This is a genomic window from Methylosinus sp. sav-2 (assembly GCF_004366495.1).
In the GTDB taxonomy this organism is placed as follows: domain Bacteria; phylum Pseudomonadota; class Alphaproteobacteria; order Rhizobiales; family Beijerinckiaceae; genus Methylosinus.
Genome location: NZ_SOEJ01000001.1, coordinates 891,388 through 913,616 on the forward strand (window position 1 = coordinate 891,388; position 22,229 = coordinate 913,616).

The following is a 22,229-nucleotide window of genomic DNA, read 5'->3' on the forward strand; positions in this document are numbered from 1 at the left end:
GAGCCTGAAGGCTCGCGGTCCAAGGGCGGGATCGGACCGCGAGCCTTCAGGCTCGCCTCGTGAAGCCTCGCGCCGATGCGCTTTACGACTTCGTCTTCTCGGTCAGAATCCTCTCGAGGTCGGCCTCGGAAATCTCGCCGCTGTATTTGTCGCCATTGATGAAGAAGGTCGGCGTCGAATTAATGCCGAATTTCTCCGCCGCGCGGTCGCGCACCTTGCTCACATTCTCGAAGAGCTGCTGATCCTTCAGCGTCGCCTCGAATTTCTCCTGGCCGAGCCCGGTCTGCTTCAGCACGCCGGCGAGGCCGTCCAGCGGCTTGTCGACGAAGGCCCAGTTCTTCTGCTGGGCGAAGAGCAGATCGACCACCGCGTCGCGCTTGTCGCCGGCGTTGCGCGCCAGCATGAAGGCCGCCGTGGCCAGCGGATCGAGCGGGAACTCGCGCAGGATGAACTTCACCCTGCCGGTGTCGATGAAATTCTTCTTCAGCGTCGGATAGACGTCCTTGTGGAAGGCCGCGCAATGGCTGCAGGTCATGGAGGCGTATTCGACGATGGTGATCGGCGCGTCGGCCTTGCCCTCGACGATATCCGGCAGGGCGTTTGGCCCCATCAGCTCCTCGACCGGGATCTTGCCGCTCGGCGCCTTCTGGGCGAGGGCGGGCGCGGCGAGGCCAAAGACGGCGAAAGCCGCCGCGGCGAGCGCGGCGCGACGGGAAAATCGAAGGTCGAAGCTGGGCATGGACGCTCCATAGGGTCGCGGAACCGGCGGACCATAGAGCATTTTCGGCCCGCGGGGAATCGGCGGAAAGAGCGGTCTTTCCGCCGTCGCGCGAATCGCTACCCAACCGTCAGCGCGACGCCGCCCACGCCCTCGATCTCGCCCGTCACATGGTCCCCGGAAACGATCGGCCCGACGCCGGCCGGCGTGCCGGTGAAGATGAGATCGCCCGCCTCCAGCCGCACGAATTGCGACAGGATCGCCACGATCTCCGCGACGCTCCAGATCATGTCGGAGAGATCGGCGTCCTGCCGTATCGCGCCATTGACGGCGAGGCTGATGCGTCCCTTGCCCGGATGGCCGACGCGCGTCGCCGGCGCCAGCGCCCCCAGCGGCGCGGAATTGTCGAAGCCCTTGGAGAGGTCCCAAGGCCGCCCGGCCTTGCGCGCCTCGCTCTGCAGGTCGCGGCGGGTGAGGTCGATCCCGGCGCCATAGCCGAACACATGCGCGAGCGCGTCGGCGCGGGCGATATCCGCTCCGCCGCTTCCGATCGCCGCCACCAGCTCGATCTCGTGGTGCAGGTCCGTGGTGCGGGGCGGGTAGGGGATGGTCGCGCCGCTGGCGACCACGGCGTCGGCGGGCTTGGAGAAGAAGCAGGGCTGCTCGCGGCTCGGGTCCTTGCCCATCTCGCGCGCATGGGCGGCGTAATTCTGCCCGACGCAGAAGATGCGCCGCACGGGAAAGCGCCGGGTCTCGCCGGCAATGGCGAGCGCGGCCGGTTCCGGCGGCGGAAACAAAAATGCGCTCACTGCGAAACCTCTCGTTTCTGCGCGGAACAAGGGCGGCGGCAGCGCGAATGTCGCGCCGCCGTCATGCGCTCGAGAGACTGACCATCTATCGGAGCGATGTCAAAAGCACATCGTTTCGAGGTTATTTCATGATCGAGCTTCTGTCCCGCGCATCACGCGCGCTGATTTGCGCCGCTCTTCTCGCGCCGCTGTCCGCCGTCGCCTCCGAAGAAGGTCCCCAACGTCCCATCGTCATCGGCCATCGCGGCGCCGGCGGCTATGTCCCCGAGCATACGCTCGAATCCTACGCTCTCGCGATCGAGCTCGGCGCCGATTTCATCGAGCCCGATCTCGTCTCCACCAAGGACGGCGTGCTGATCGCCCGTCACGAGCCGAACATCATCGCCACCACAAATGTGAAGAGCCTGCCGCAATTCGCCAACCGCAAGCGCAAGGCCGTCGTCGACGGCGTCGAGCAGGAAGGCTATTTCGTCAGCGACTTCACCTGGAGCGAGATCAAGCAGATCGGCGCCGTGCAGGCCTTCGCCGAGCGCGACCCGGACTTCAACGGCCGCTTCCACATTCCGAGCTTCGACGAGATCATCGAGCTCGCCAAGCGCAAGGGCCGCGAAGAGGGCCGCGTCATCGGCGTCTATCCCGAGACCAAGCATCCGACCTATCATCAAATGATCAACCTCCCGCTCGAGGATCGCCTGCTCGCCGTGCTGACGCGCCATGGCTGGAACCATCATAGCGCTCCGGTCTTCATCCAGAGCTTCGAGCAGGCCAATCTGAAATATCTGCGCAAGAAGACGACGGTGCGGCTCATCCAGCTCATCGACGCCAATGACGTCAATCCCGACGGCTCGCTGGATTTCACGCCGCCCTATGATCGTCCTTATGATTGGACCGTCGCCGGCCGCCAGGGCAAATTCGCCGATCTCTTGAAGCCCGCCGGCCTCGCCGAGGTCCGCACCTATGCCGATGGCGTCGGGCCGTGGAAGACCTATCTCATCAGTTCCGCCTGCATAAAGATCGTCAACAACGCCTGCGCCGACGCCAATGGCGACGGCTCTGTCGATGAGGCGGATCGCAAGCTGCTGGCGCCGACCTCCGTCGTCGCCGACGCCCATGCGGCCGGCCTGCTCGTGCATCCCTATACGTTCCGCAATGAGCAGCGCCGTCTCGCCAGCGATTACAAAGGCGTTCCGGTCAATGAATATCTGACCTTCTACAAGCTCGGCGTCGATGGATTGTTCAGCGACTTCGCCGATACGGCGGTGACGGCGCGCTCGCTATGGGCGCTGAAAACCGACCCCGATGCGGCGAAATGTCTGGTCAAAGGCCTCTATGGCCATGACTCCGCGTGCCGCGGGCTGCGCTGGCTCAACGCCAATTGAGATGCATGACGGACGGCGGCGGACGACGCCGCCGTTCCTTTACAAATAGCTCAGCCACCAATCGCGCCGCCGCCGCTTGACGCGTGCGAACCAGGCGCAGGCCGGATAGATGGCGGCCATGACCAAAATCCAAATGACATAGGCGCCGGCGAGGCCGAGCCCGTAATTCTCTGGCGGCGGCCCGCCGCTCTCGAGGCCTTTGATATCGACGCCCTTCGCTATGGCGACGAGCACGGCCGCCGCCAGAATGGCGTAGAGATGCAGCACATAGGCGAAGAGCGGAACCCGCCCGAATGTGGCGAGCACGCGCCCCACGGCGCCGCCCGCCCGCTCCAGCGCCGGCAGCAGCAGAAGCCCGACGCCGAGCGTCACCAGCACGTAATGCAGCGAGGGCGGATATTTGGTGACGTTGAGGAAGGACAGCGCCGTTCTGACGCCTTCCGGATAAGTCAGCCAGAGCCGCACGTCGCCATAGACGCCAGCGAAGCGCAACACGACAAATCCCGCGAGAAAGGCGAGGCCGAGCGTGACGAGCGCCCGCATCCGACGTTCATGCGGCCATAGGAAGATCGGCGCGAGCCCATAGCCGAGCGCGATGACGCCGATCCAGGGCAGCACGGGATAATAGACCTGGCCGCGCAGGCCGAAGGGCAGCGGCCCTTTCTCGTGCAGCACATTCCACAAGGGCGCGAAGCCGCCCAATTGCGCCGCGTGAACGCCGTCGAAGAGATTGTGCGAAAGCAGGATCGCCGCGCCGATCGCCAGCACGACGCGCGTCGGCAGATGGATGAGCGCCGAAAGCGCGATCATGCCGCAGCCGATCGCCCAGAGCGTCCCCAGCTCGATCGCGCCCGAGCCCACCGTCCACACCGGGCTGATGATGAAAATGTCGAGCAGGATCAGCCACAGCCCGCGCGTCCGCAGGAAGCGAGAGAGCGCGCCGCGATCCTCGAGCGAGAGCCCGTGCAGATAGGCCGAGACGCCTGCGAGAAAGGTGAAGGTCGGCGCGCAGAAATGGGTGACGAAGCGCGTGAGGAACAAAGCGGGATAGGTGCGTTCGAGATCGGTCGGATCGAAGCGCAGCGCATCGGCGTCGAAGAAATCGCGTACATGGTCCAGCGCCATGACGATGATGACGAGCCCGCGCAGGCGATCGACGGAGAGGAGCCGCGTTCCGGCGGTGAGCGCGGCGTCGTGCGGGACGCTCGGGATTTTCTCCATTGTCTTCGTCATGACGTCTCTCCGCCGGCTATCGAAAATTCAATGAATGAAACTGCAGCCCTCACCCTCCCCTTCAGGGGGAGGGTCGGCCTGCGAAGCAGGACGGGGTGGGGTGAAACTCCCCGAGACTCGAAGATCACCCCCTCCCGAGCGCCCGCGCTACTCGAAATCCGCCGGGGCGAATTCGCGCAGCGTGCGGCAGAATTCGCAGGTCACGCCGATGCGGCCATTGTCGCCGATCATGTCGCTGCGGTCCTGCGGCGCGAAGCTGCGCAGGAGATTGGCGATGCGCTCCGTCGAGCAGCGGCAGGATTCGACGATTCTGCGCGTCGGATAGACGGTGACGCCGCGCTCGTGGAACAGCGAATAGAGCAGCCGCTCGCCCGAGAGCCCCGGATCGACCAGCTCGTGATCCTGTGTCGTCGCCGCCAGCGACAGGCCTTCGACCCAGGCGTCCTCTTCGCTATCGTTCGAAAGAGCGGAGCTGGCGGGCGCGTCGCCGGGATCGAGATCGCGCGGGCGCAGGGGCGTCCCCGGCAGATATTGCAGCAGCAGGCCGCCGACGCGCCAGCTGCGCCCGGCGGGCGTCACGCTCTCGGCCACGGCGAGGCGCACATAGCTCGGAATCTGCTCGGACTGGCGGAAATAGCGATGCGCCGCCTCGGCGAAGCCGTCGCCCTCCAGCGGCACCACGCCCTGATAGCGCGCGGCGTCGCGGTCGTGCTCCATCGTCAGCGCCAGATGGCCGCGGCCGAGCAGATCGCCCGGAGCCATGCCGGCGACGATGCGGCTCTCGTCATAGCGCGCGAAGCCGCGCAGCTTTCCGGGCGCGTCGAAATCGACGACGATCATATCGACCGGACCGTCGCTGCGCGTCTGCAATTGAAAGCGGCCGTGCGACTCGATCAGCGAGCCGAGCAGCGTCGTCAGCGCGGCGGCCTCGCCGAGCAGGCGCGCGACGGCCGGCGGATAATCGTAATGGGTGAGGATGGAATGCGCCGCCGGCCCGAGCCGCGTCAGACGTCCGCGCAGATCGAGCGGCTCGACCGCGAAGGGCAGCAGGCTGTCGTCCTCGGCGAAGGGCGACGCCGGCCGGGCGATGGCCTCATCCGCCCGTCGCGTCATTTGCGCGCCCGCCGCGTCATTTGCTCGCCTGTCGCGTCATGGCCCGTTCGCTCCGAAAACCCAGGCGAGCACGCCCTTTTGCGCGTGAAGGCGGTTTTCCGCCTCGTCGAAGACCACCGATTGCGGGCCGTCGATCACCTCGTCGGTCACTTCCTCGCCGCGATGCGCCGGCAGGCAATGCATGAAGATCGCGTCCTTATTGGCCGCGGCCATCAGCTTGGCGTTCACCTGGAAGGGCGAGAGCAGCGCATGGCGGCGCGCCTCCTCCTGCTCGTCGCCCATGGACACCCAGCAGTCGGAGATGACGGCGTCGGCGCCGGCGACGGCCGCGAAAGGATCGGCGGTGAGATTGAGCCGCACGCCATTGGCGCGCGCCCATTCGACCAGCTCGTCGCCGGGCGCGAGCTCCGGCGGCGTCGCGACATTGATCGTGAAGTCGAAGGGCTTCGCCGCATGGACCCAGCTCGCCAGCACATTATTGGCGTCGCCGGTCCAGGCCACGGTGCGGCCCTTTATCGGGCCGCGATGCTCCTCGAAGGTGAGCACGTCCGCCATCACCTGGCAGGGATGCGAGAGCTTGGTGAGTCCGTTCACCACAGGCACGCTGGCGTAGCGAGCGAGCTCGGTGAGATCGTCATGCGAGAGAATGCGGATGACGATGGCGTCGACGAAGCGCGACAGCACGCGGGCTGTGTCCGCAATCGTCTCGCCGCGGCCGAGCTGCATCTCATGGCCCGTCAGCATGATCGTCTCGCCGCCGAGCTCGCGCATGCCGAGATCGAAGGAGACGCGCGTGCGGGTCGACGGCTTGTCGAAGATCATCGCCAGCGTCTTGCCGGCCAGAGGCTGGTAGCTCGAGCGCGCGCCGCGCACGCGCGCGGCCTTTATCGCCGCGGCGATATCGAGAATGCGTCGCAGCTCCGTCGGCGGAAGCTCGGAAATATCGAGGAAGTGACGGACGCCCGTCAGCGGCGTATGGGCGGTCATCGCGCGGCTCCGGCGCTCTCCAGCTTCACACAGGCGGCGTCGAGCCGCCGCGCGGCTTCGGCCAGCTCATTCTCGCCGACGATCAGCGGCGGCAGCAGCCGCACCACATTGTCGCTCGCAGGAATGGTCAGCAGCTTGGCCTCGCGCGCCGCGGCGGCGAAGTCGCCATTGGGCACGCGCGTCTTCAGGCCGAACATCAGGCCCTCGCCGCGCACGCTCTCGATGATCGACGAATGACGATCCTCGAGCTCGGCGAGCTTTTGGCGGAACAGCACGCCGAGGCCGGCGACGCGCTCCACGAAGCCGGGCTCCAGCACCACATCGAGCACGGCGTTGCCCACAGCGGTGGCGAGCGGATTGCCGCCATAGGTGGAGCCATGCGCGCCGACGGTCATGCCCTTGCCGGCCTCCGCCGTGGCGAGACAGGCGCCGAGCGGAAAGCCGCCGCCTATGCCTTTGGCCAGAGCGGCGATGTCCGGCGTCACGCCGGAATGCTCGACCGCGAGGAAACGCCCGGTGCGGCCAATGCCCGTCTGCACCTCGTCGACGATGAGCAGCAGCCCATGGGCATCGCAGAGCTCGCGCAGGCCGGCCAGGAAGCGCGGCGGAGCCGCGCGCACGCCGCCTTCGCCTTGAATAGGCTCCAGCAGCACGCCGGCCGTCTGCGGGCCGACGAGCGCGCGCACGGCCTCGAGATCGCCATAGGGAGCCTGGTCGAAGCCGTCGGTCGGCGGGCCGAAGCCGTCGAGATATTTGGGATTGCCGCCGGCGGCGATGGTCGCCAGCGTGCGGCCGTGGAAGGCGCCCTCGAAAGTGATGAGCCGATAGCGCTCCGGCCGACCTTCCACAGCATGGAACTTGCGCGCGGTCTTGATCGCGCATTCGACCGCCTCGGCGCCCGAATTGGTGAAGAAGACCAGATCCGCGAATGTCGCCTGCGCGAGCCTGCGGGCGAGGCGCTCGGCCTCTGGAATCTGAAAGAGATTGGAGACGTGCCAGGGCTTCGCCGCGGCGGCCGTCAGCGCGCCGACGAGATGCGGATGGCCATGGCCGAGCGAATTGACCGCGACGCCGGCGCCGAAGTCGAGATAGCGCTCGCCATCGCTGGCGGTGAGCCAGGCGCCCTCGCCCCGCTCGAAGGCGAGATCGGCCCGCGCATAGGTCGGAAACAGCGCCGAAACCACTTGGCGACTCCTTCGGAGAGACCTTAGCTCGCCGGCGCCCGTCGGGTCCCGCCGCCATGCAGCGGCCGCCATGCAGCGAGGGTCTGAAAATCAAAGTGCCGCCCTTCTGGGGCGGCATCTTTCTCGTGGAAACATTCTAGGTCCTCCCCTTGCGCGGGTCAAATCCCATTCCCCCGCCTCATTCTCCATGGCGACGCGGCGCCGGGACTGCGGCGAAACGACGGCGCCGGCGCCGCCGCGATCGACCGCGCGACAAAGCCGCCGCGCGCCGATGACGCATATAGAGACGTTCGTGCGCGGCGAAATGCGCCGCCAGATGCGCCGCCATGCGTGAAATCCCATGCGTTTCGACGCCCATAGTGAGTCTTTCGCGCAACACCCGCGGGGAATGAGCGGCATTACCTTGTGGGGAACGCTGTTTCGCTTGCCAGGGACTCTTGCGCGTGATTCAACTGGTAGAGTAGCGTTCGCGTCATCGCCCACGACATCTCGTGTGGCGCCTTCATTCGAGTGTGTGCGCGTCTTGTCGACTCCGGCGTCGCCGGTTGCGCGAGCGTTCGCCGATTCTCTCGGCTGAAGCCGGCTTAATCGAGGAGGACCTTAATGTCCTGGACCGACGAGCGCGTCGAGATGCTACGCAAGCTCTGGAACGACGGCCTCAGCGCCAGTCAGGTGGCTGCCGAGATCGGCGCAGGCATCACGCGCAACGCCGTTATTGGTAAGATTCATCGTCTCGGACTCGCGCAGCGCGCCAAGACGCCCATAGCGGCGCGTCCGCGCGTCGCGAAACCACAACGCCCGCAGGCCGCTGCGCCGCGTGTGCATCACGGACATGCGCCCGCTGTCGTCGGCAATGTCGCGTTGGCATTCGCGCCGCGCGCGCTGGTGATGCCGGACGCCCGCCCGCAAGAGGAAGTCGTCATTCCAATGTCCGAACGCGTCACGCTGATGGAGCTCAGAGAGTCGATGTGCCGTTGGCCGATCGGCGATCCGACATCGGCCGAGTTTCGCTTCTGCGGCGCGCGCTCGCCGGGCGGCGGCGGCAGCCCTTATTGCGGCTATCATTCGCAGATCGCCTATCAGCCTGTGCAGGATCGTCGCCGCGCGCGCGATCAGCTTCGCTCCGCCGCGCGTCTCGCCTGAGACGCGTTCGTCTCGGGCGCCGAGCGTCCCGAGATCATTACGGCGAGCTTACTCCGCGTTCCAGAAATAGTGCCAGACGCCATCCGCGCCGACGCCGATCCGCATCACTTTCGGGCGGCCGTCGGCATTGGATGCGGCGAGATCGGCGAAGCGCACGCAGGCCCAGAGCGCGCGCGTCTCTTCCTCGCTCGCCGGCGGCGCGGGACGTCGCGCGAAAGCCGGCCATTCATAGCTCTCGAACGGCCCGCGCGTGATGCGCAGAAAAGGCTGCGACAATACGGCGCGCGCGAGTGAGAGCATCTCGCGTCCCGCGCGATCGAATGAGAGCGATTTCAAGGTCTCGATCGGATCGGCGCCCGCCGGCCGCCGCGCGCCGCGCTCGAACAAGGGGCGCACCTCGTTCCAGTCGATCGGAATGCGCAGCGCTTCTATGTCGCCCGTCTCGCAAGCGGCGAGGATCTTCTCGCGCAGCGCGCGCACCGGCGCGGGCAGAGCGGCGAGATCGCGCAGCGGCTCGGAGATCGTCTCGACAACTGGTTTTATCGGCTTTTTCACGCGCGTAAGCGGAAAAGCGCGCTCAATGGCGCAGGCCGCTCGAGAATTCGCCGTCGCGCAAGCGCCGCGGCAAACGTTCCACGAAAGCCGCGACCTCCTCCTCGCCATAAGTGGCGACGAGCTCGTGCAGCGCCGCCGAGAGCGCGACATGGGCGAAGGAATCCCCTTCGATCCCGGCGAGCGCGGCTTCCGCGAAAGCCTCGGCGAGATAAGCGAGCGCGACTCGCCGCTGCTCGGAGCCGGCGGCGTCGTCCAATGTGGAGGAAGGAAAGCCCGTCATGCGATCACTCTAATCAACGGCGGCGCGCCGCGCGAGACGGGTCCTTGCCGGAGGGTTAACGCACATCCGCGTTTGCGACGTCAGGAATTCCCGTAACGATACGCGATGTCGTGCGCGATGCGGCCGCCTTCGTCCAGATAGCGCGAGATGGCCAGGCGCGCATTGGGCGTGCAGGAGCGATAGGTGGTCTCATAGCCGCGAAAGCCGCGGTTGAAGGCGCCCGTCAGCTTCAGCCGGCGCTGGCCCGTCTTGGCTTCCGCCTCCAGCAGCGAGCTCATCTTGCCGCGCCAATCCTCGCCATCTTCGGAGCCGCAGAGATCGCGCAGGTAGGAGAGCGCGCCGAGTATCTCGGAGAGTCGCAGCAATTGCGGCTCGTAGGGCGGCGGCGGCCCTTCGGCGGCGGGCTGCTGCGCGGCGCCGTTGGGCTGCGCCTGCTGCTTGCCTCCCGGCGGCGTTTTCGCGGCGTTCTTCTTCTTCGGCTTGGCCTTGCCCTGCGGCGGCGCCCGCTCGATCACGCGCGGCGCCGAATGCTGCTGGCCCCAGCCGAACAGGTTCTGCAGAAAATCCTGCGCGCGCGCCGGCTGCGCGAACAAGGCGCAAGAAAGCGCGAGGGCGCCGGCGAGCCCGATGGCTCGCGGTCCAGAGCGCGGCCAGGACCGCGAGCCTTCAGGCTCGCTCTTCGTCGCGATCGTTCTGTTTGACGAGAATGGCATCGCTTCGCCGCTTTCTTTCGAGCTTCGACGTATCTCCCTCTCCCCGCGCGCGGGGAGAGGGTCGGGGTGAGGGGCTCGGGGCGTTGGCCACAGACGGGAAACGCCCCGAGCCCCTCATCGGCGCCTTCTCCCCGCATGTGGGGAGAAGGCGCCGACGCCTCGCGAACGCGTCAAGGATAGAGCCGCGCCTTGGTCCAGCCCGCGCCCTCGCGGGAAAATTGCACGCGATCATGCAGGCGGAAGGGCCGATCCGCCCAGAACTCGATCGCGACCGGAAGGATCCGATAGCCGCGCCAATGCGGCGGCCGCGGCACCTCGCCGAGCCCGAAGCGCGCGGCCTGATAAGCGACCGCTTTCTCGAGCGCGAATCGGCTCTCCAGCGGTTGCGACTGGCGGCTCGCCCAGGCGCCGATGCGGCTGTCGCGCGGGCGGCTGGCGAAATAAGCGTCGGCCTCGGCGTCCGATACGGGCTCCACCGGACCGCGCAGCCGCACCTGGCGGCGCAGCGATTTCCAGTGGAAAAGCGCCGCCGCCTTCATCGTGGCCGCGAGCTCGCGGCCCTTGGCGCTCTCGGCGTTGGTATAGAAGGTGAAGCCGGATTCGCCCCAATCCTTCATCAAAACCATGCGGGAATCCGGCAAGCCGGTTTCGTCCACGGTGGAGAGCGCCATCGCTTCGGGAACGTCGGGCTCGCTCGTCCTCGCCTCCTCGAACCACTCGCCGAATAATGCGTAAGGTTCGGAGGCCTCGCAGAAGTCACTCTGTTTTAACCCCTTCACGGGAAAATCCTCAGCTGCCGCCGAAACGAGGGCGGTGGTCATGGTGGTAAGGCAGCGCATTGCACGACCCGCGAGACACACATAACGCCGCCGCAGCCGCTTCTCAAATCGGTCTCGCCGCCGCGCGTCTTCTCGCAGCCACGCTGATGGCGGCGGCGCTCGGCGGCTGTTCTTTCGCCATTCCCGGCGGCGAGCCGGCCCCGGCCTGGAAGAATGTCAGCGACGATGTGACCGGCTCCATTCCGCATAAGACCACGCCGACTCTCTCCCATTCGCTCGACCAGGAGGATTGGCGGCGCGCCAATGCGGCCCTTGGCGTCGCGCTCGATCCTCAGGGCGCCGGCGCGACGGTCAATTGGGACAATCCCGAAAGCCATGCGCGCGGCTCCTTCACGCCGGTCGGCCAGCCCTATCCTTCGGAGGGCAAGGTCTGCCGCGCCTTTCTGGCGGAAGTCGGGACGAAAGAGAGCCACGAGCAATTGCAGGGCACGGCCTGCCGCGACAAATCCGCCGATTGGGCGCTGATCGATGTGCGGCCCTGGCGCAAGGCCTGAGAAATCCGGCCTGAAAAATCAGCGGTCTCGTCCTCCGACCTTCGCCGCATCCTTGCGCGCGGCCGCCTCTTCTCCCAAATAGACATGTCAGACATGCGCGTCCGCGCCGCATGAGGCGGGCGCCACTATGGGCTTTTGAAGAAAATGCGCGATCCATATGATGTCCTGGGCGTCGCCAAGACGGCGAGCGCCGCCGAGATCAAGAAGGCGTTTCGCAATCTCGCGAAAAAATACCACCCGGATCAGAACAAGAACGACCCCAAGGCCAAGGAGAAATTCGCCGAGGCCAATTCCGCCTATGAGATTCTCGGCGACGAGAAGAAAAAGGCGCAATTCGACCGCGGCGAGATCGACGCCGAGGGCAAGCCGCGCTTCACCGGCTTCGAGGGATTCGGCGCGGGACCGGGCGGCGGCTATCGCGGACAGCGCGGCCCTGGCGGCCCTGGCGGTGCCGAGCATTTCGAGTTCCATTTCGGCGGCGACGCTCCGGGCGGCGGCGGCCGCGCCGGCTTCGACCCTTCTGATCTTTTCGCCGATCTCTTCGGCGCCGGGGCGGGCGGACGCCGCGGAGGCCGCGCGCCGCGCCGCGGCGAGGATGTCGCGCTGCAAGTGACCATCTCGCTGGCCGAGGCGGTGACGGGCGGCAGCACGCGCGTCTTTCTGCCCACCGGCCGCACGCTCGATGTGAATATTCCGATCGGCATAGAGGACGGCAAGCAGATCCGCCTGCGCGGCCAGGGCCACGCCGCCCCACCCGGCGGCGAGCCCGGCGACGCCATCGTCACCATCCATGTCGCGCCGGACCCGCTGTTCGCCATCTCCGGCCGCGATTTGAAGCTCGATCTGCCGATCGCCTTCTACGAGGCGGTTCTGGGCGCCAAGGTCGCGGCGCCGACGCTCTCCGGCAAGGTGGAGCTGACCATCCCCGCCGGCTCCAACGGCGGCCGCGTGCTGCGCCTGCGCGGCAAGGGACTGCCCGCCGCGGAGGGCAAGCCGGCTGGCGATCTCTATGTGACGCTGCGCGTGCTGTTGCCCGAAGGCGCCGACGCCGAGCTCGAGGCCTTCGCTCAAAAATGCCGCACGGCCAAGCCCTACGATCCGCGCAAGGGAATGTGAGACGGGCGCGTCGCCTTCTCCGCCGGCAGGAGAAGGCGGAGCCCCAGAAACGGCTTCGTGACCGGCTGCCCGCTCCCTTATGCTGAAGCCCGAATCGGTGACGGGAAAGGACGGCGATGTCGGGGGCTGCGGCGTTTCAGTGGGGCGAATATCGTGAGGCGCTGCTGTTTCTGGGCACGGCGGGAGTCGTCGCGCCTTTGTTTCATCGGCTGCGCATCAGCCCCATTCTCGGCTTTCTGCTCGCCGGCGCGGCGCTCGGCCCTTTCGGCCTCGGCAAGCTCGCCGAGCGCCATGCGCTTCTCTCGGCGATCGCGCTGAGCGATCTCGAGGGCGTCGCCAAGATCGCCGAATTCGGCCTCGTCTTCCTCTTGTTCATGATCGGCCTCGAGCTCTCCTGGGAGCGCCTCGCGCGCATGCGCACGCTCGTCTTCGGGCTCGGCCTCTCGCAGGTTCTTCTCTGCGGCGGGGCGCTGACGGCGGCGGGCGTGTTCTGGGCCGGGCTCGGCCCCGCGCCGGCGGCGCTGCTCGGCGCGGCGCTCGCAATGTCCTCCACGGCGATCGTCATTCCGCTGCTCGCCGAGCGCCGGCGCCTCAATCGCGCCGCCGGCCGCGCCGCCTTCTCGGTGCTGCTGCTGCAGGATCTGATGGTGGCGCCGCTGCTCTTCCTCATCTCCTTCCTCTCCGATCCGCAAGTGGAGAGCGAAGGGCTGAAAGCGCTGCTCGCCTTTCTGCCGGCGCTCGCCGCCATGGGCGGACTGATCATCGCCGGACGGCTGCTGCTGCGGCCGCTGTTCCATCTGGTGGCGGCGGCGCAATCCATCGAGCTGTTCACCGCGGCGAGCCTGCTGGTCATCATCGGCGCCGGCGTCGCCAGCGCGGCGGCGGGCTTTTCGATGGGGCTCGGCGCCTTCATCGCCGGCCTGCTGCTCGCCGAGACCGAATTTCGCCGCGAGATCGAGGTGACGATCGAGCCGTTCAAAGGCCTGCTGCTCGGCCTCTTCTTCGTGTCGGTGGGCGCCGGGCTCGATTTCGACCGCGTGATCGAGGATCTGCGTCAGGTGCTGGTCATCGCCATCGGCCTCATCGTGACCAAGACCCTCATCGTCTTCCTGCTCGGCCGCGCCTTTCGCCTGCGCCCGCGCATAGCGGCGGAAGTGGCGCTGCTGCTCGCGCCCGGCGGCGAGTTCGCCTTCATTCTCGTCGGCGCCGCCATCGCCTCCGGCGTGCTGCCGAAAAATCTCGGCGCCGACGCCATGCTGGCGGTGACGCTCGGCCTCTTCGTGCTGCCGGCGCTGGCGCGCCTCGGCGAATGGGTCAATCCGGGCCGCCGCCTGCAAGACGACGAGGCCGAGTTCGGCCATCTCGCGCCGGAGCGCGAGATCGCCGCCGGCCGTGTCGTCATTGTCGGCTATGGGCGCGTCGGCGCGCTCATCGGCGCCATGCTGAGCCGTCACGAGATTCCCTTTGTCGCCGTCGACAATGACGTGAAGCTCGTCGCGCAGACGCGCGACAAGGGCGTCGATATTTATTGGGGCAATTGCATGCGGCGCGAGTTTTTGATGCGCCTCGGCGTCGCCCAGGCGCGCGCGCTGGTGGTGACGGTGGAGAATCCGCAAGCGGCGCAGGAGATCGTGCGCCTCGCGCATCAGCAGCGCGCCGATATGACCATTGTTGCGCGCGCCCGCGACGCCTGGCACGCCACGCATCTCTACGAGCTCGGCGCCAGCGACGCGATACCAGAGACGATCGAGTCGAGCCTGCAGCTCGCCGAGACGGTGCTCGTCGATGTCGGCGTGCCCATGGGCTATGTGATCGCTTCCATCCATGAGAAGCGCGACGAATATCGCAAGCTGCTGCAGCCGACCGGCGAGGCGGCGCGCCAACGCGCCGCGCGCGCTTCGACGCGGCTGCGCGAGCTGAAGAAAAGGCGCGCCCGTCCGACGCAGGGGCTGGAAGACGAGTAGGAACGGCGGTTTTGGGCGCTAACTACTGGATCAATTTGAGCAGGGCTTCGCGCATGGCGTTGCGCGCGATCTCCTGCTTGGGGCGGTAGACCTCCGGCGGCGCGAATTTCGGTTTCCAATCGGCAGGAGGCTCGACTTGAAATGTCTTGCCGAAATGCCCTGTCGAGTTTGGAACTTCGGTTTGCGTCCCTCCCTCGAAAGCTGCTTTGTATTCCTCCAAGCCGCCACGGCAGAGCAAGTCGTCATCACGGCGAGCGGACGAGGTGCGGTTTTCGATCGTGATCGCCAAATCGATCATTTTTGCTTTCGTCTCTGCCGGCTGACTCTTCACAAACGAAAAGGTCGAGGGATTGAGGCCCAACAATTGGGTCATGCGATTGCCCGGCGCCGTCAGGTCCTGGCATTTGGCGCCGTCGATCGCGATGAGCGCATAGGCGTAGAGCGCCATCGCGCCCGCCGTTTGGCGCATTCCCTCCGACTGCGACACGGTTCCGACAGTCCATAGCTCGCGCATATAGGCGTAAACGACGAAATATTCCGCGCCGCGCAAGACCCGGCGCTGTAGCCAGTTCATCGCTTTCACGCGGGTGACCGGGGTCTGATCGGCGTCCTTCAGCGCGGCTCCGAGACCGTTCCAATCTTTCATATAGAGAAGACCATTCAGGTCAGCGGCATTCGCCGGAAGCTCCGGCGAAGGAGCATCGGATGCGACTTGCGCGCTGGCAGAGCTCGTCGTCCAAAAAGCGACGAAAAGACGTAACGCGAAAATCGCGCGAAAATGTTTCATGCCACGCTCTGCGTCGTGCCGACGATAAAAAGTACCGAATATCTCCTTACGAAGACGCTTTTTTGACGGAACGCGAATGGCGGACGGCTTCTCGGGACGAAAGTTTTCGATTCGACCTTCATTCGTCATACGCTTCGATTTCGCGCAGAAAGGCCGGCGCGTCGACGATCTCGCCGGGCGGAAAATCGCCGATCATGCTCGGCCGCGTGATCGCGAGCCGACGCAGCATCATGTCGCTGGCCACCGCGCGGGGGGAGAGACGGCCGCGCCTCGCAATATCGAGCCGCAAATGCAGCAACCGCCGATAGAGCCGCTCCTCGGCCACGCTGAGCCGTTCCTCAGTCGGCGCGATGGAGAGGCCCGGCGCCACAGCGGGGATAGACGCCTCCTCCGGCTCGTCGAGCCTCTCGGCGCCGGCGCCGGAGAAGCGGGCGAGCAGCGCCACGCGCCAGCCGAGCGCGACGAGGCCCGCGCGGCGCGGCAGCGCCATCAGGCCGCCGCGGCAATTGTCGCAGCGCCCGCAGCGGCCGCTCTCCTCGCCGAAAGCGGCGAGCAGCGTCTGGAAGCGGCAGGCGGGGGTGAGGCAGAGGCGCGCCATGGCGCGTCGCCGCTCCGTCTCGCCGAGCGCGACCGGATCGTCCGCCGGCGGCGCGAAGCCGAAGCGGCCGGCGAGCTCGCGCGGATCGAAGAGGGCGAGCGCATCGGCCGGCAGTCCGTCGCGGCCGGCGCGGCCGATCTCCTGATAATAGGCCTCGATCGAATCGGGCGGATCGGCGTGGACGACGAAGCGCACGTCCTTTTTGTCGACGCCCATGCCGAAGGCGATGGTCGCGATCATCGCCACGCCGGCGCGTTCGAAGAAAGCGTCCTGATGGGCCGCGCGCGTCGCCGCATCGAGGCCGGCGTGATAGGCGAGCGCGTCGAAGCCGAGCCCGCGCAGCGTGGCCGCCATAGCGTCGGCCTTGCGGCGCGAATTCACATAGACGACGCCGCTCTCTCCCTCCCGCCGGCGCAGGAAGCGCGTCAGCCGCCCCGCCGCATCGCCGCGGGGACGGAAAGAAAGGCGCAGATTGGGCCGCGCGAAGGAGGAGACGAAAACCTCCGGCGCGCGCGTGAACAGGCTGGCGATGATGTCGGCGCGCGTGCGCGGGCCGGCCGTCGCCGTCACCGCCAGCACCGGCGCGCCGAGCCGCGCGGCGATCTCCCCCAGCCGGGCGTAATCCGGGCGAAACTCATGCCCCCAATGGGAGACGCAATGCGCCTCGTCCACGGCGAGCAGCGCCACGCCGGCGGCGCGCAAGAGCGCGATGGTTCCGTCTCCGGCGAGGCGTTCCGGCGCGAGATAGACGAGCTTCGCCCGTCCGCCGGCGATGGCGGCGAGCGCAGCGCCATGCTCTTCCTCGCTCTGGCCCGAATGGAGCGCGACGGCGGCGACGCCCGAGCGCGCGAGGCCGCGCAATTGATCGCGCATCAGCGAAATGAGCGGCGAGACGACCACGACCGGCGCCACGCCCAGGGCCGCCGGCAATTGGTAGAGCAGGGATTTGCCGGCCCCGGTGGGCATCACCGCGAGCGCGTCGCGCCCCTCGAGCAGAGCCGCGACCACGGCCGCCTGTCCCGGCAGAAAATCCTCATGCCCGAAGCGCGTGCGCAGGATGCGCCGCGCCTCTTCCATATCGGCGGGCGAGCGGCGCAATGGCTCAGAAGGATGCGGCGCGCGGGACGAGCACGGATATGCGCACCAGCTCGGACAGGCTCTTGACCTGCATCTTCACCATCAGCCGGGCGCGATGCGCCTCCACTGTGCGGACGCTGATGCCGAGCTCATGGGCGATGATCTTGTTGGGGCGGCCTTCGAGCACGCCGACCAGCACCTCGCGCTCTCGCGCCGTGAGGCTGGCCAGACGGTCGCGCGCTATCGCCGCCTCCGAGCTATGGCCATCGCCCGCGCCGCGAAGACCGAGCGCCTGGCGGACAGAGCGGAGCAGCGTCTCCTCGCCGAAGGGCTTTTCGAGAAGATCGACGGCGCCGGATTTCATCGCTTGAACCGCGAGCGACACATCGGCATGGGCGGTGATGACGATCACCGGCAAATCGAGCCCGCGCGCTTTGATCTCGGCGAGCAGCTCCAGGCCGCTCTCGCCCGGCATGCGCACATCGGTGACGACGCAGCCGCCGTCGCCGGGGCCGAGGCTGGCGAAAAACTCGCGCGCCGAGGCATGGGCGCGAACGTCGAAAGCCTCCATCTTCAGGAGGAGCCTCAGCGAGTCGCGGACGGCGGCGTCATCGTCGATGACATGAACGACCGGAGTATGGGCGAGGGCGCTCATTCGAGCGCTCCGCCGAGCCGAGGCTCCAGGGCGTGCTCGTCAGAAAAGCCGAAATCGAAATAGTCTACCGATTGCATAGAGAAGCGGGTCCGACCACCCGAGCGTTTTGCGCCTCGACAGGCGCGTCGGGCCGGGATGATCCTATGCTGCGCGTCGATTGGCAATAGCCCGCGTGACGCCCACGTGACCTCCGGCGAATGAGGCGTTCCGCTTCGGCGCCGTTCCAGAGTCCTTCCGGCTCGTTCGAATGGGAAGGACTCTGGACGCTATTGCTCTGCTCTGCGCGAGCCGGCTCCCGCTCCGCGCGAAAAAACTCTAACGCTCGCCGCGCAGATAGGACGCCCGCGCGCCGAAGCGCGCGATGATCGGATCGCCGCCACAAAGGGACTCCGGCGGCTCGCCGCGCGCGGCGCGCCGCTCGGTCCGGCGCCCCTCGCGAAAGAAGGACAGCACCACGCCCGGCTCGCGCAGAGGCGCGCCCTTGGCCCCACCGCGGCGGGCGTCGAAATAATGGCCGAGCAGCGCGGTCTCGAAAGCCGCCTCGCTCTCGGCGTGATGCGGACGTTGGGCGCGGCCCGCCTGTGGATGGGCGGTGAGCAGCAGGCGCAGCACGATCAGCAGATCGGCGGCGCGGCCCGTCACGCCGAGATCGAGAAAGCCGCGCAGATCGGCGACAATCATCTCACGCACGGCCTCGAGCCCACGATGGCCGTTGAGCAGATAGCTCTCGAGCAGCGCGTCATGCTCGCAAGAGGGGATGGCGCCGAGAACCAGCTCGTTGGAGGCCAGGCCCGCCTGGGCCGCGCATTGCGACACGGTGATCATGAGAAGCTCCTTACGCGTTACGCAAACTCGTTACAGTTCGATTGAAGGGCGATCAGCAGGCGGCAAATGGGCCGCGGCTGTCGGCGAATGGGCAAAGCGGCTCGGCAAAGACGAGAAGCCGAAAGAAACGCTTCAAATTGATCGATTGCGTGCGGAGATCAAATTGATCCATGGATGTCATCAGCGCCAATTCTCCCTGGGCGGCGAGATTGCAGCGGGCCGCGCTGATCCGTCAATACTTGTTGGCGGCCAATTCCAAAATTAGGACATGTACTTATGCGACGCATCGGCGCCGCGGGTCGTCGCAAAAATCGTTCTATATCAATATATTATGATATAAGCCGGCATGGGGTTGGACGCGGGATTTTTACGATCGTCTGTGAAAGAATAGAAAATTCTATTCATTTATCGAGCGAATATACTACAAATATATTCAAATTCTATGCGTTTTGCCCGAAGGCGCCGCCTCGCTCTTTCACGCGGCGCGGCTAAGATCGGCGATCACCGCGCCGAGAAAGCGCGCGGCCTCGCCGCCGGTGACGACCCGATGGTCGAAGGTGAGGCTCAGCGGCAGCATGCGCCGCGCGACGGGACGGCCTTCGTCATCGGCGACGATCGCGCGGCGGATGCGCCCGGCGCCGAGAATGGCGACGGTCGGCGGCAGCACGATCGGCGCGGCGTAGCGCCCGGCGATCATGCCGAAATTGGAGAGAGTGATGGTGGCGCCGCGCAATTCCTCCGGCGGAATGCGCCGCGCCTCTATATCGGCGCGCATTTTGTTCAGACCGGCGCGCAGATCGGAAGGATCGCGCTGGGCGACATTGCGCAGCACGGGCACGAATAATCCGCCTTCCGCCGAATCGACGGCGATGCCGAGATCGATGGCGGTGAGCACGCGTCGCGCCAGCGCATGGGATTCGAACCAGGCGTTGAGCCCCGGCTCGACGCGGCAGCCGGCGACGAGCGCGCGAATGAGCCGCAATGTCGTATCTTCGCCCTGCGGCCAAGCGTCTATGTCAGCGTCGTCCACCACTGTCGCCGCCGCCACCTCGGCTTGCGCCAACGCCATATTCTGCGCCATGGCGCGACGAAAGCCGCGCAGAGGCTCGGGCGGCGCCGTCTCCGCCAATATGCGCGCCACGCGCTGCACATCGCTCGCGGTGATGACGCCATCGGCGCCGGAAGGCGTCACCATTGCGAGATCGACATCGAGCCGCCGCGCCAGCGCGCGCACTGCCGGCGTCGCGCGAAGGCCGGCGCCATTGCGCCCGAGCGGCGCCGCGCCTTCCTGCAGCACGCGGCCGCTCGTCTCCATCGCGCCGACGACGGTTCCCTTGTCCTCTCGCGTCGCGAGAGGCGCCGCTTCCGCATCGCCCGCAAAGGCGATGAGCGGGCCGCCGATGCGGATGATCTCGCCCGCCTGCGCGAACAGCTTTTCGATGCGTCCGGCTTGCGGCGAAGGAATCTCGACGACCGCCTTCGCCGTCTCCACGGAGACGAGCGGCTGATCGATCGCGACCTCCTCGCCGGGCGCGACATGCCATTGCACCAGCTCGGCCTCTTGCAGTCCCTCGCCGAGATCGGGAAGCTTGAAGACGCTCATGCCGCCTCCATCGTTTTGCGCACGGCGTCGGCGATGCGCGCGACGCTCGGCAAATATTGTCCCTCGAGCCGCGCCAGCGGCATCACGACGTCATAGCCGGTGACGCGTCGCACCGGCGCTTGCAGAAAATACAGCCCGCGCTCGACGATGACGGCGGCGATCTCCGCGCCGAAGCCCGCGGTGCGCGCGGCCTCCTGCACGATGACGCAGCGGCCGGTTTTCTCGACGGATCGCAAAATGGTCTCGGCGTCGAGCGGCTTCAGCGTCGCAATGTCGATGACCTCGCAATCGACGCCTTCGCTCGCGAGGGTTTCCGCCGCCGCAAGCGCCTCGTGCAGCATGCCGCCCCAGGCGATCAGCGTGACGTCGCGTCCCTCGCGCGAGACGAAGCATGTGTCGAGCGGCAGGCTCTCGCCATCATCGATCACCTCCTGCTTGAACAGACGATAGAGCCGCGTCGGCTCGAGGAAGACGACCGGATCGGGATCGCGAATGGCGGCGAGCAGCAGGCCATAGGCGCGCGCGGGCGAAGACGGAATGACGACGCGCAGGCCGGGCGTATGCGCGAGCATGGCCTCGGGGCTTTCCGAATGATGCTCCGGCGCATGAATGCCGCCGCCATTGGGCGCGCGCAAGACCATGGGACAGCTGAGCCGTCCGCGCGTGCGATTGCGCAGGCGCGAGGCGTGATTGATGAGCTGATCCAGCGCCGGATAGATGAAGCCGCTGAATTGAATCTCCATCACCGGCTTCAGCCCCATCGCCGCCATGCCGACGGCGACGCCCGCGATCGCCGCCTCGGCGAGCGGCGTATCGAGAACGCGCGCCGAGCCGAAGCGCTGCTGCAGGCCGAGCGTCGCGCGAAACACGCCGCCATTGACGCCGATATCCTCGCCGAGAAGCAGCACGGTGGGATCATGCTCCAGCGCATGCGCGAGCGCGCGATTGACGGCCTCGACGAGAGTGAGCTCAGCCATGGCCGCCATCCTCCGGCGCGAAGCGCCGCGCCTCCTCATATTGATCGCGCATCGACTCCGGCAGCTGCGCGAAGAGATGATCGAACATTGCCGAGAACGCCTGCGGCGGTGTCGCGAGATAGGCGGCGACGGCGCGCTCCACCTCCTCCGCGCAATCTTTCGCGAGGCGCCTCTCCTGCTCCTCGCTCCACAATCCGCGCGCCGCGAGATATTTGCGCAGCCGCGCGATCGGCTCCTTCTCCGCCTCGCGCCGTACGACCTCGACGTCGCGATAGCGCGACGCGTCATCGGCGGTCGTATGATCGCCGAGCCTGTAGCTCAGCGCCTCTATGAGCGTTGGCCCGCCGCCGTCGCGCGCTTTCGCTATCGCCGCATGCGCGACATGGCGCATGGCGATCACATCATTGCCATCGACCTGACGTCCTTCGACGCCGGCGGCGACGGCCTTTTGCGCGAGAGTCGCCGTCGCCGATTCCATTTCGCGCGGAGTCGAGATCGCCCATTGATTATTATTGATGACCACGACGAGCGGAACGCGCCAGACGGCGGCCATGTTCAAGGCGGAATAGAAATCGCCTGTCGAGGCGCCGCCATCGCCGAGGATCGTCACCGCGACGCGCTTCTCATTACGCAGCTTGAAGGCGTAAGCGGCGCCGGCCGCATGCGCCACCTGCGTGCCGACGGGAACGCAAATGGGAAAGTCGCTTCGAGGCACAGCGTAATCGCTGCCGCGCTCGTCGCCGCCCCAATAGACGAGATTTTCCACCATGGTCATGCCGCGCAGCAATTGCGCGCCATGATCGCGATAGGATGGTGCGAGCACATCCTCGCTGCGCATGGCCGCGCCTATGCCGACGCCGATCGCCTCCTGCCCCAGAGCGGAGGCGAAAGTGCCGAGCTTGCCGGTGCGCTGCAGAGCGATCGCTTTTCCGTCATAAGCGCGCGTGCGCGTCATGGCGCGATAGAGGCCGAGCAAAAGCTCGGGGTCTATCGCTTCGCGCGGCGTCGCGGGGTCGAGCTCGCCCGACGCGGAGAGGAAACGAAGAAAGTCGATCTGGAAGGAGACGCCAATGGTCATCGGGCCTGCCTCGAGCTTCGTCAGAGTGACGTAAGGCGCCGCCGCGTGCTTTTCATCCGCTCTAAGGAATTTTTTGCTGCATACGCCGAAGAGCGCTTGATT

Annotated in this window: 23 protein-coding genes; 5 read left to right on the top strand and 18 right to left on the bottom strand. The window is 66.8% G+C overall.

Going from position 1 to position 22,229, the window contains the following annotated elements:
- Positions 1 to 82: 82 nt before the first annotated feature.
- Together EDE12_RS04155 and EDE12_RS04160 are read right to left on the bottom strand one after the other, a co-directional pair.
- A complete protein-coding gene (locus EDE12_RS04155; protein ID WP_024881399.1) occupies positions 83 to 739 on the bottom strand; it encodes a DsbA family protein in 657 nt (218 codons plus the stop codon).
- Between the two features lie 98 nt (positions 740 to 837).
- Positions 838 to 1,527: a fumarylacetoacetate hydrolase family protein gene (locus tag EDE12_RS04160; protein ID WP_024881398.1), complete on the bottom strand. Its 690-nt coding sequence runs from the start codon at positions 1,525 to 1,527 to the stop codon at positions 838 to 840.
- A 128-nt stretch (positions 1,528 to 1,655) separates the two neighbouring features.
- Here EDE12_RS04160 and EDE12_RS04165 point away from each other — a divergent pair, with 128 nt between their 5' ends.
- Positions 1,656 to 2,906 carry a glycerophosphodiester phosphodiesterase gene (locus EDE12_RS04165; protein ID WP_083967181.1) on the top strand — a complete coding sequence of 417 codons (1,251 nt, stop codon included), beginning with the start codon at positions 1,656 to 1,658 and terminating at the stop codon, positions 2,904 to 2,906.
- Positions 2,907 to 2,945: 39 nt separating this feature from the next.
- Here the strand turns inward: EDE12_RS04165 and EDE12_RS04170 are convergent, their stop codons facing one another.
- The 4 genes from EDE12_RS04170 to EDE12_RS04185 all read right to left on the bottom strand — a co-directional run bounded on the left by EDE12_RS04170 (position 2,946) and on the right by EDE12_RS04185 (position 7,423).
- A complete protein-coding gene (locus EDE12_RS04170; RefSeq protein ID WP_026599594.1) occupies positions 2,946 to 4,139 on the bottom strand; it encodes a heparan-alpha-glucosaminide N-acetyltransferase domain-containing protein in 1,194 nt (397 codons plus the stop codon).
- A 147-nt stretch (positions 4,140 to 4,286) separates the two neighbouring features.
- Positions 4,287 to 5,252 carry an Hsp33 family molecular chaperone gene (locus tag EDE12_RS04175; protein ID WP_026599593.1) on the bottom strand — a complete coding sequence of 322 codons (966 nt, stop codon included), beginning with the start codon at positions 5,250 to 5,252 and terminating at the stop codon, positions 4,287 to 4,289.
- A 36-nt stretch (positions 5,253 to 5,288) separates the two neighbouring features.
- A complete protein-coding gene (gene argF / locus EDE12_RS04180; RefSeq protein ID WP_026599592.1) occupies positions 5,289 to 6,239 on the bottom strand; it encodes an ornithine carbamoyltransferase in 951 nt (316 codons plus the stop codon).
- A complete protein-coding gene (locus EDE12_RS04185) occupies positions 6,236 to 7,423 on the bottom strand; it encodes an aspartate aminotransferase family protein (RefSeq protein ID WP_026599591.1) in 1,188 nt (395 codons plus the stop codon). Before EDE12_RS04185 ends, argF begins: the two co-directional genes overlap by 4 nt.
- A 603-nt stretch (positions 7,424 to 8,026) precedes the next feature.
- On the opposite strand from EDE12_RS04185, the gene EDE12_RS04190 reads away from it, so the two are divergent.
- Positions 8,027 to 8,566, top strand: a complete 540-nt coding sequence (locus tag EDE12_RS04190) for a GcrA family cell cycle regulator (protein WP_024881391.1) — start codon at positions 8,027 to 8,029, stop codon at positions 8,564 to 8,566.
- Between the two features lie 48 nt (positions 8,567 to 8,614).
- Here EDE12_RS04190 and EDE12_RS04195 read toward each other — a convergent pair whose 3' ends face one another.
- The 4 genes from EDE12_RS04195 to pdxH form a co-directional block, all read right to left on the bottom strand.
- Positions 8,615 to 9,121, bottom strand: a complete 507-nt coding sequence (locus tag EDE12_RS04195; RefSeq protein ID WP_245275817.1) for a hypothetical protein — start codon at positions 9,119 to 9,121, stop codon at positions 8,615 to 8,617.
- Positions 9,122 to 9,143: 22 nt separating this feature from the next.
- Positions 9,144 to 9,401 (bottom strand): hypothetical protein, encoded by a 258-nt coding sequence (locus EDE12_RS04200; RefSeq protein ID WP_024881389.1) that lies wholly within the window; start codon positions 9,399 to 9,401, stop codon positions 9,144 to 9,146.
- 80 nt (positions 9,402 to 9,481) lie between these two features.
- Positions 9,482 to 9,994: a TIGR02301 family protein gene (locus tag EDE12_RS04205; RefSeq protein ID WP_036291918.1), complete on the bottom strand. Its 513-nt coding sequence runs from the start codon at positions 9,992 to 9,994 to the stop codon at positions 9,482 to 9,484.
- A gap of 290 nt (positions 9,995 to 10,284) precedes the next feature.
- The gene (gene pdxH, locus EDE12_RS04210) at positions 10,285 to 10,893 is read right to left on the bottom strand and encodes a pyridoxamine 5'-phosphate oxidase (RefSeq protein WP_024881387.1); all 609 of its coding nucleotides are present in this window, start codon (positions 10,891 to 10,893) and stop codon (positions 10,285 to 10,287) included.
- A 59-nt stretch (positions 10,894 to 10,952) separates the two neighbouring features.
- Here pdxH and EDE12_RS04215 point away from each other — a divergent pair, with 59 nt between their 5' ends.
- The 3 genes from EDE12_RS04215 to EDE12_RS04225 all read left to right on the top strand — a co-directional run bounded on the left by EDE12_RS04215 (position 10,953) and on the right by EDE12_RS04225 (position 14,527).
- Positions 10,953 to 11,447 carry an RT0821/Lpp0805 family surface protein gene (locus EDE12_RS04215; protein ID WP_026599588.1) on the top strand — a complete coding sequence of 165 codons (495 nt, stop codon included), beginning with the start codon at positions 10,953 to 10,955 and terminating at the stop codon, positions 11,445 to 11,447.
- Between the two features lie 144 nt (positions 11,448 to 11,591).
- Positions 11,592 to 12,563, top strand: a complete 972-nt coding sequence (locus EDE12_RS04220) for a J domain-containing protein (protein WP_026599587.1) — start codon at positions 11,592 to 11,594, stop codon at positions 12,561 to 12,563.
- 116 nt (positions 12,564 to 12,679) lie between these two features.
- The gene (locus EDE12_RS04225; RefSeq protein ID WP_134187991.1) at positions 12,680 to 14,527 is read left to right on the top strand and encodes a cation:proton antiporter; all 1,848 of its coding nucleotides are present in this window, start codon (positions 12,680 to 12,682) and stop codon (positions 14,525 to 14,527) included.
- A gap of 22 nt (positions 14,528 to 14,549) precedes the next feature.
- Here the strand turns inward: EDE12_RS04225 and EDE12_RS04230 are convergent, their stop codons facing one another.
- The 8 genes from EDE12_RS04230 to pdhA form a co-directional block, all read right to left on the bottom strand.
- Positions 14,550 to 15,443, bottom strand: coding sequence for a hypothetical protein (locus EDE12_RS04230; RefSeq protein WP_026599586.1), 894 nt, complete (start codon positions 15,441 to 15,443; stop codon positions 14,550 to 14,552).
- A complete protein-coding gene (locus EDE12_RS04235; RefSeq protein WP_026599585.1) occupies positions 15,433 to 17,010 on the bottom strand; it encodes an ATP-dependent DNA helicase RecQ in 1,578 nt (525 codons plus the stop codon). The genes EDE12_RS04230 and EDE12_RS04235 overlap by 11 nt, the downstream gene beginning before the upstream one ends.
- Positions 17,011 to 17,014: 4 nt before the next feature.
- Entirely contained in the window at positions 17,015 to 17,644 is a 630-nt protein-coding gene (locus EDE12_RS04240; RefSeq protein WP_024881382.1) for a response regulator, read from the bottom strand.
- A 315-nt stretch (positions 17,645 to 17,959) separates the two neighbouring features.
- A complete protein-coding gene (locus EDE12_RS22065; protein WP_198029890.1) occupies positions 17,960 to 18,469 on the bottom strand; it encodes a hypothetical protein in 510 nt (169 codons plus the stop codon).
- Positions 18,470 to 18,521: 52 nt separating this feature from the next.
- Positions 18,522 to 18,659, bottom strand: a complete 138-nt coding sequence (locus tag EDE12_RS22070) for a hypothetical protein (protein WP_157198953.1) — start codon at positions 18,657 to 18,659, stop codon at positions 18,522 to 18,524.
- A gap of 285 nt (positions 18,660 to 18,944) precedes the next feature.
- A complete protein-coding gene (locus tag EDE12_RS04250) occupies positions 18,945 to 20,072 on the bottom strand; it encodes a dihydrolipoamide acetyltransferase family protein (protein WP_026599584.1) in 1,128 nt (375 codons plus the stop codon).
- Positions 20,069 to 21,049: an alpha-ketoacid dehydrogenase subunit beta gene (locus tag EDE12_RS04255; protein WP_026599583.1), complete on the bottom strand. Its 981-nt coding sequence runs from the start codon at positions 21,047 to 21,049 to the stop codon at positions 20,069 to 20,071. Before EDE12_RS04255 ends, EDE12_RS04250 begins: the two co-directional genes overlap by 4 nt.
- Positions 21,042 to 22,127 carry a pyruvate dehydrogenase (acetyl-transferring) E1 component subunit alpha gene (gene pdhA, locus EDE12_RS04260; RefSeq protein ID WP_026599582.1) on the bottom strand — a complete coding sequence of 362 codons (1,086 nt, stop codon included), beginning with the start codon at positions 22,125 to 22,127 and terminating at the stop codon, positions 21,042 to 21,044. The genes EDE12_RS04255 and pdhA overlap by 8 nt, the downstream gene beginning before the upstream one ends.
- Positions 22,128 to 22,229: the final 102 nt, after the last annotated feature.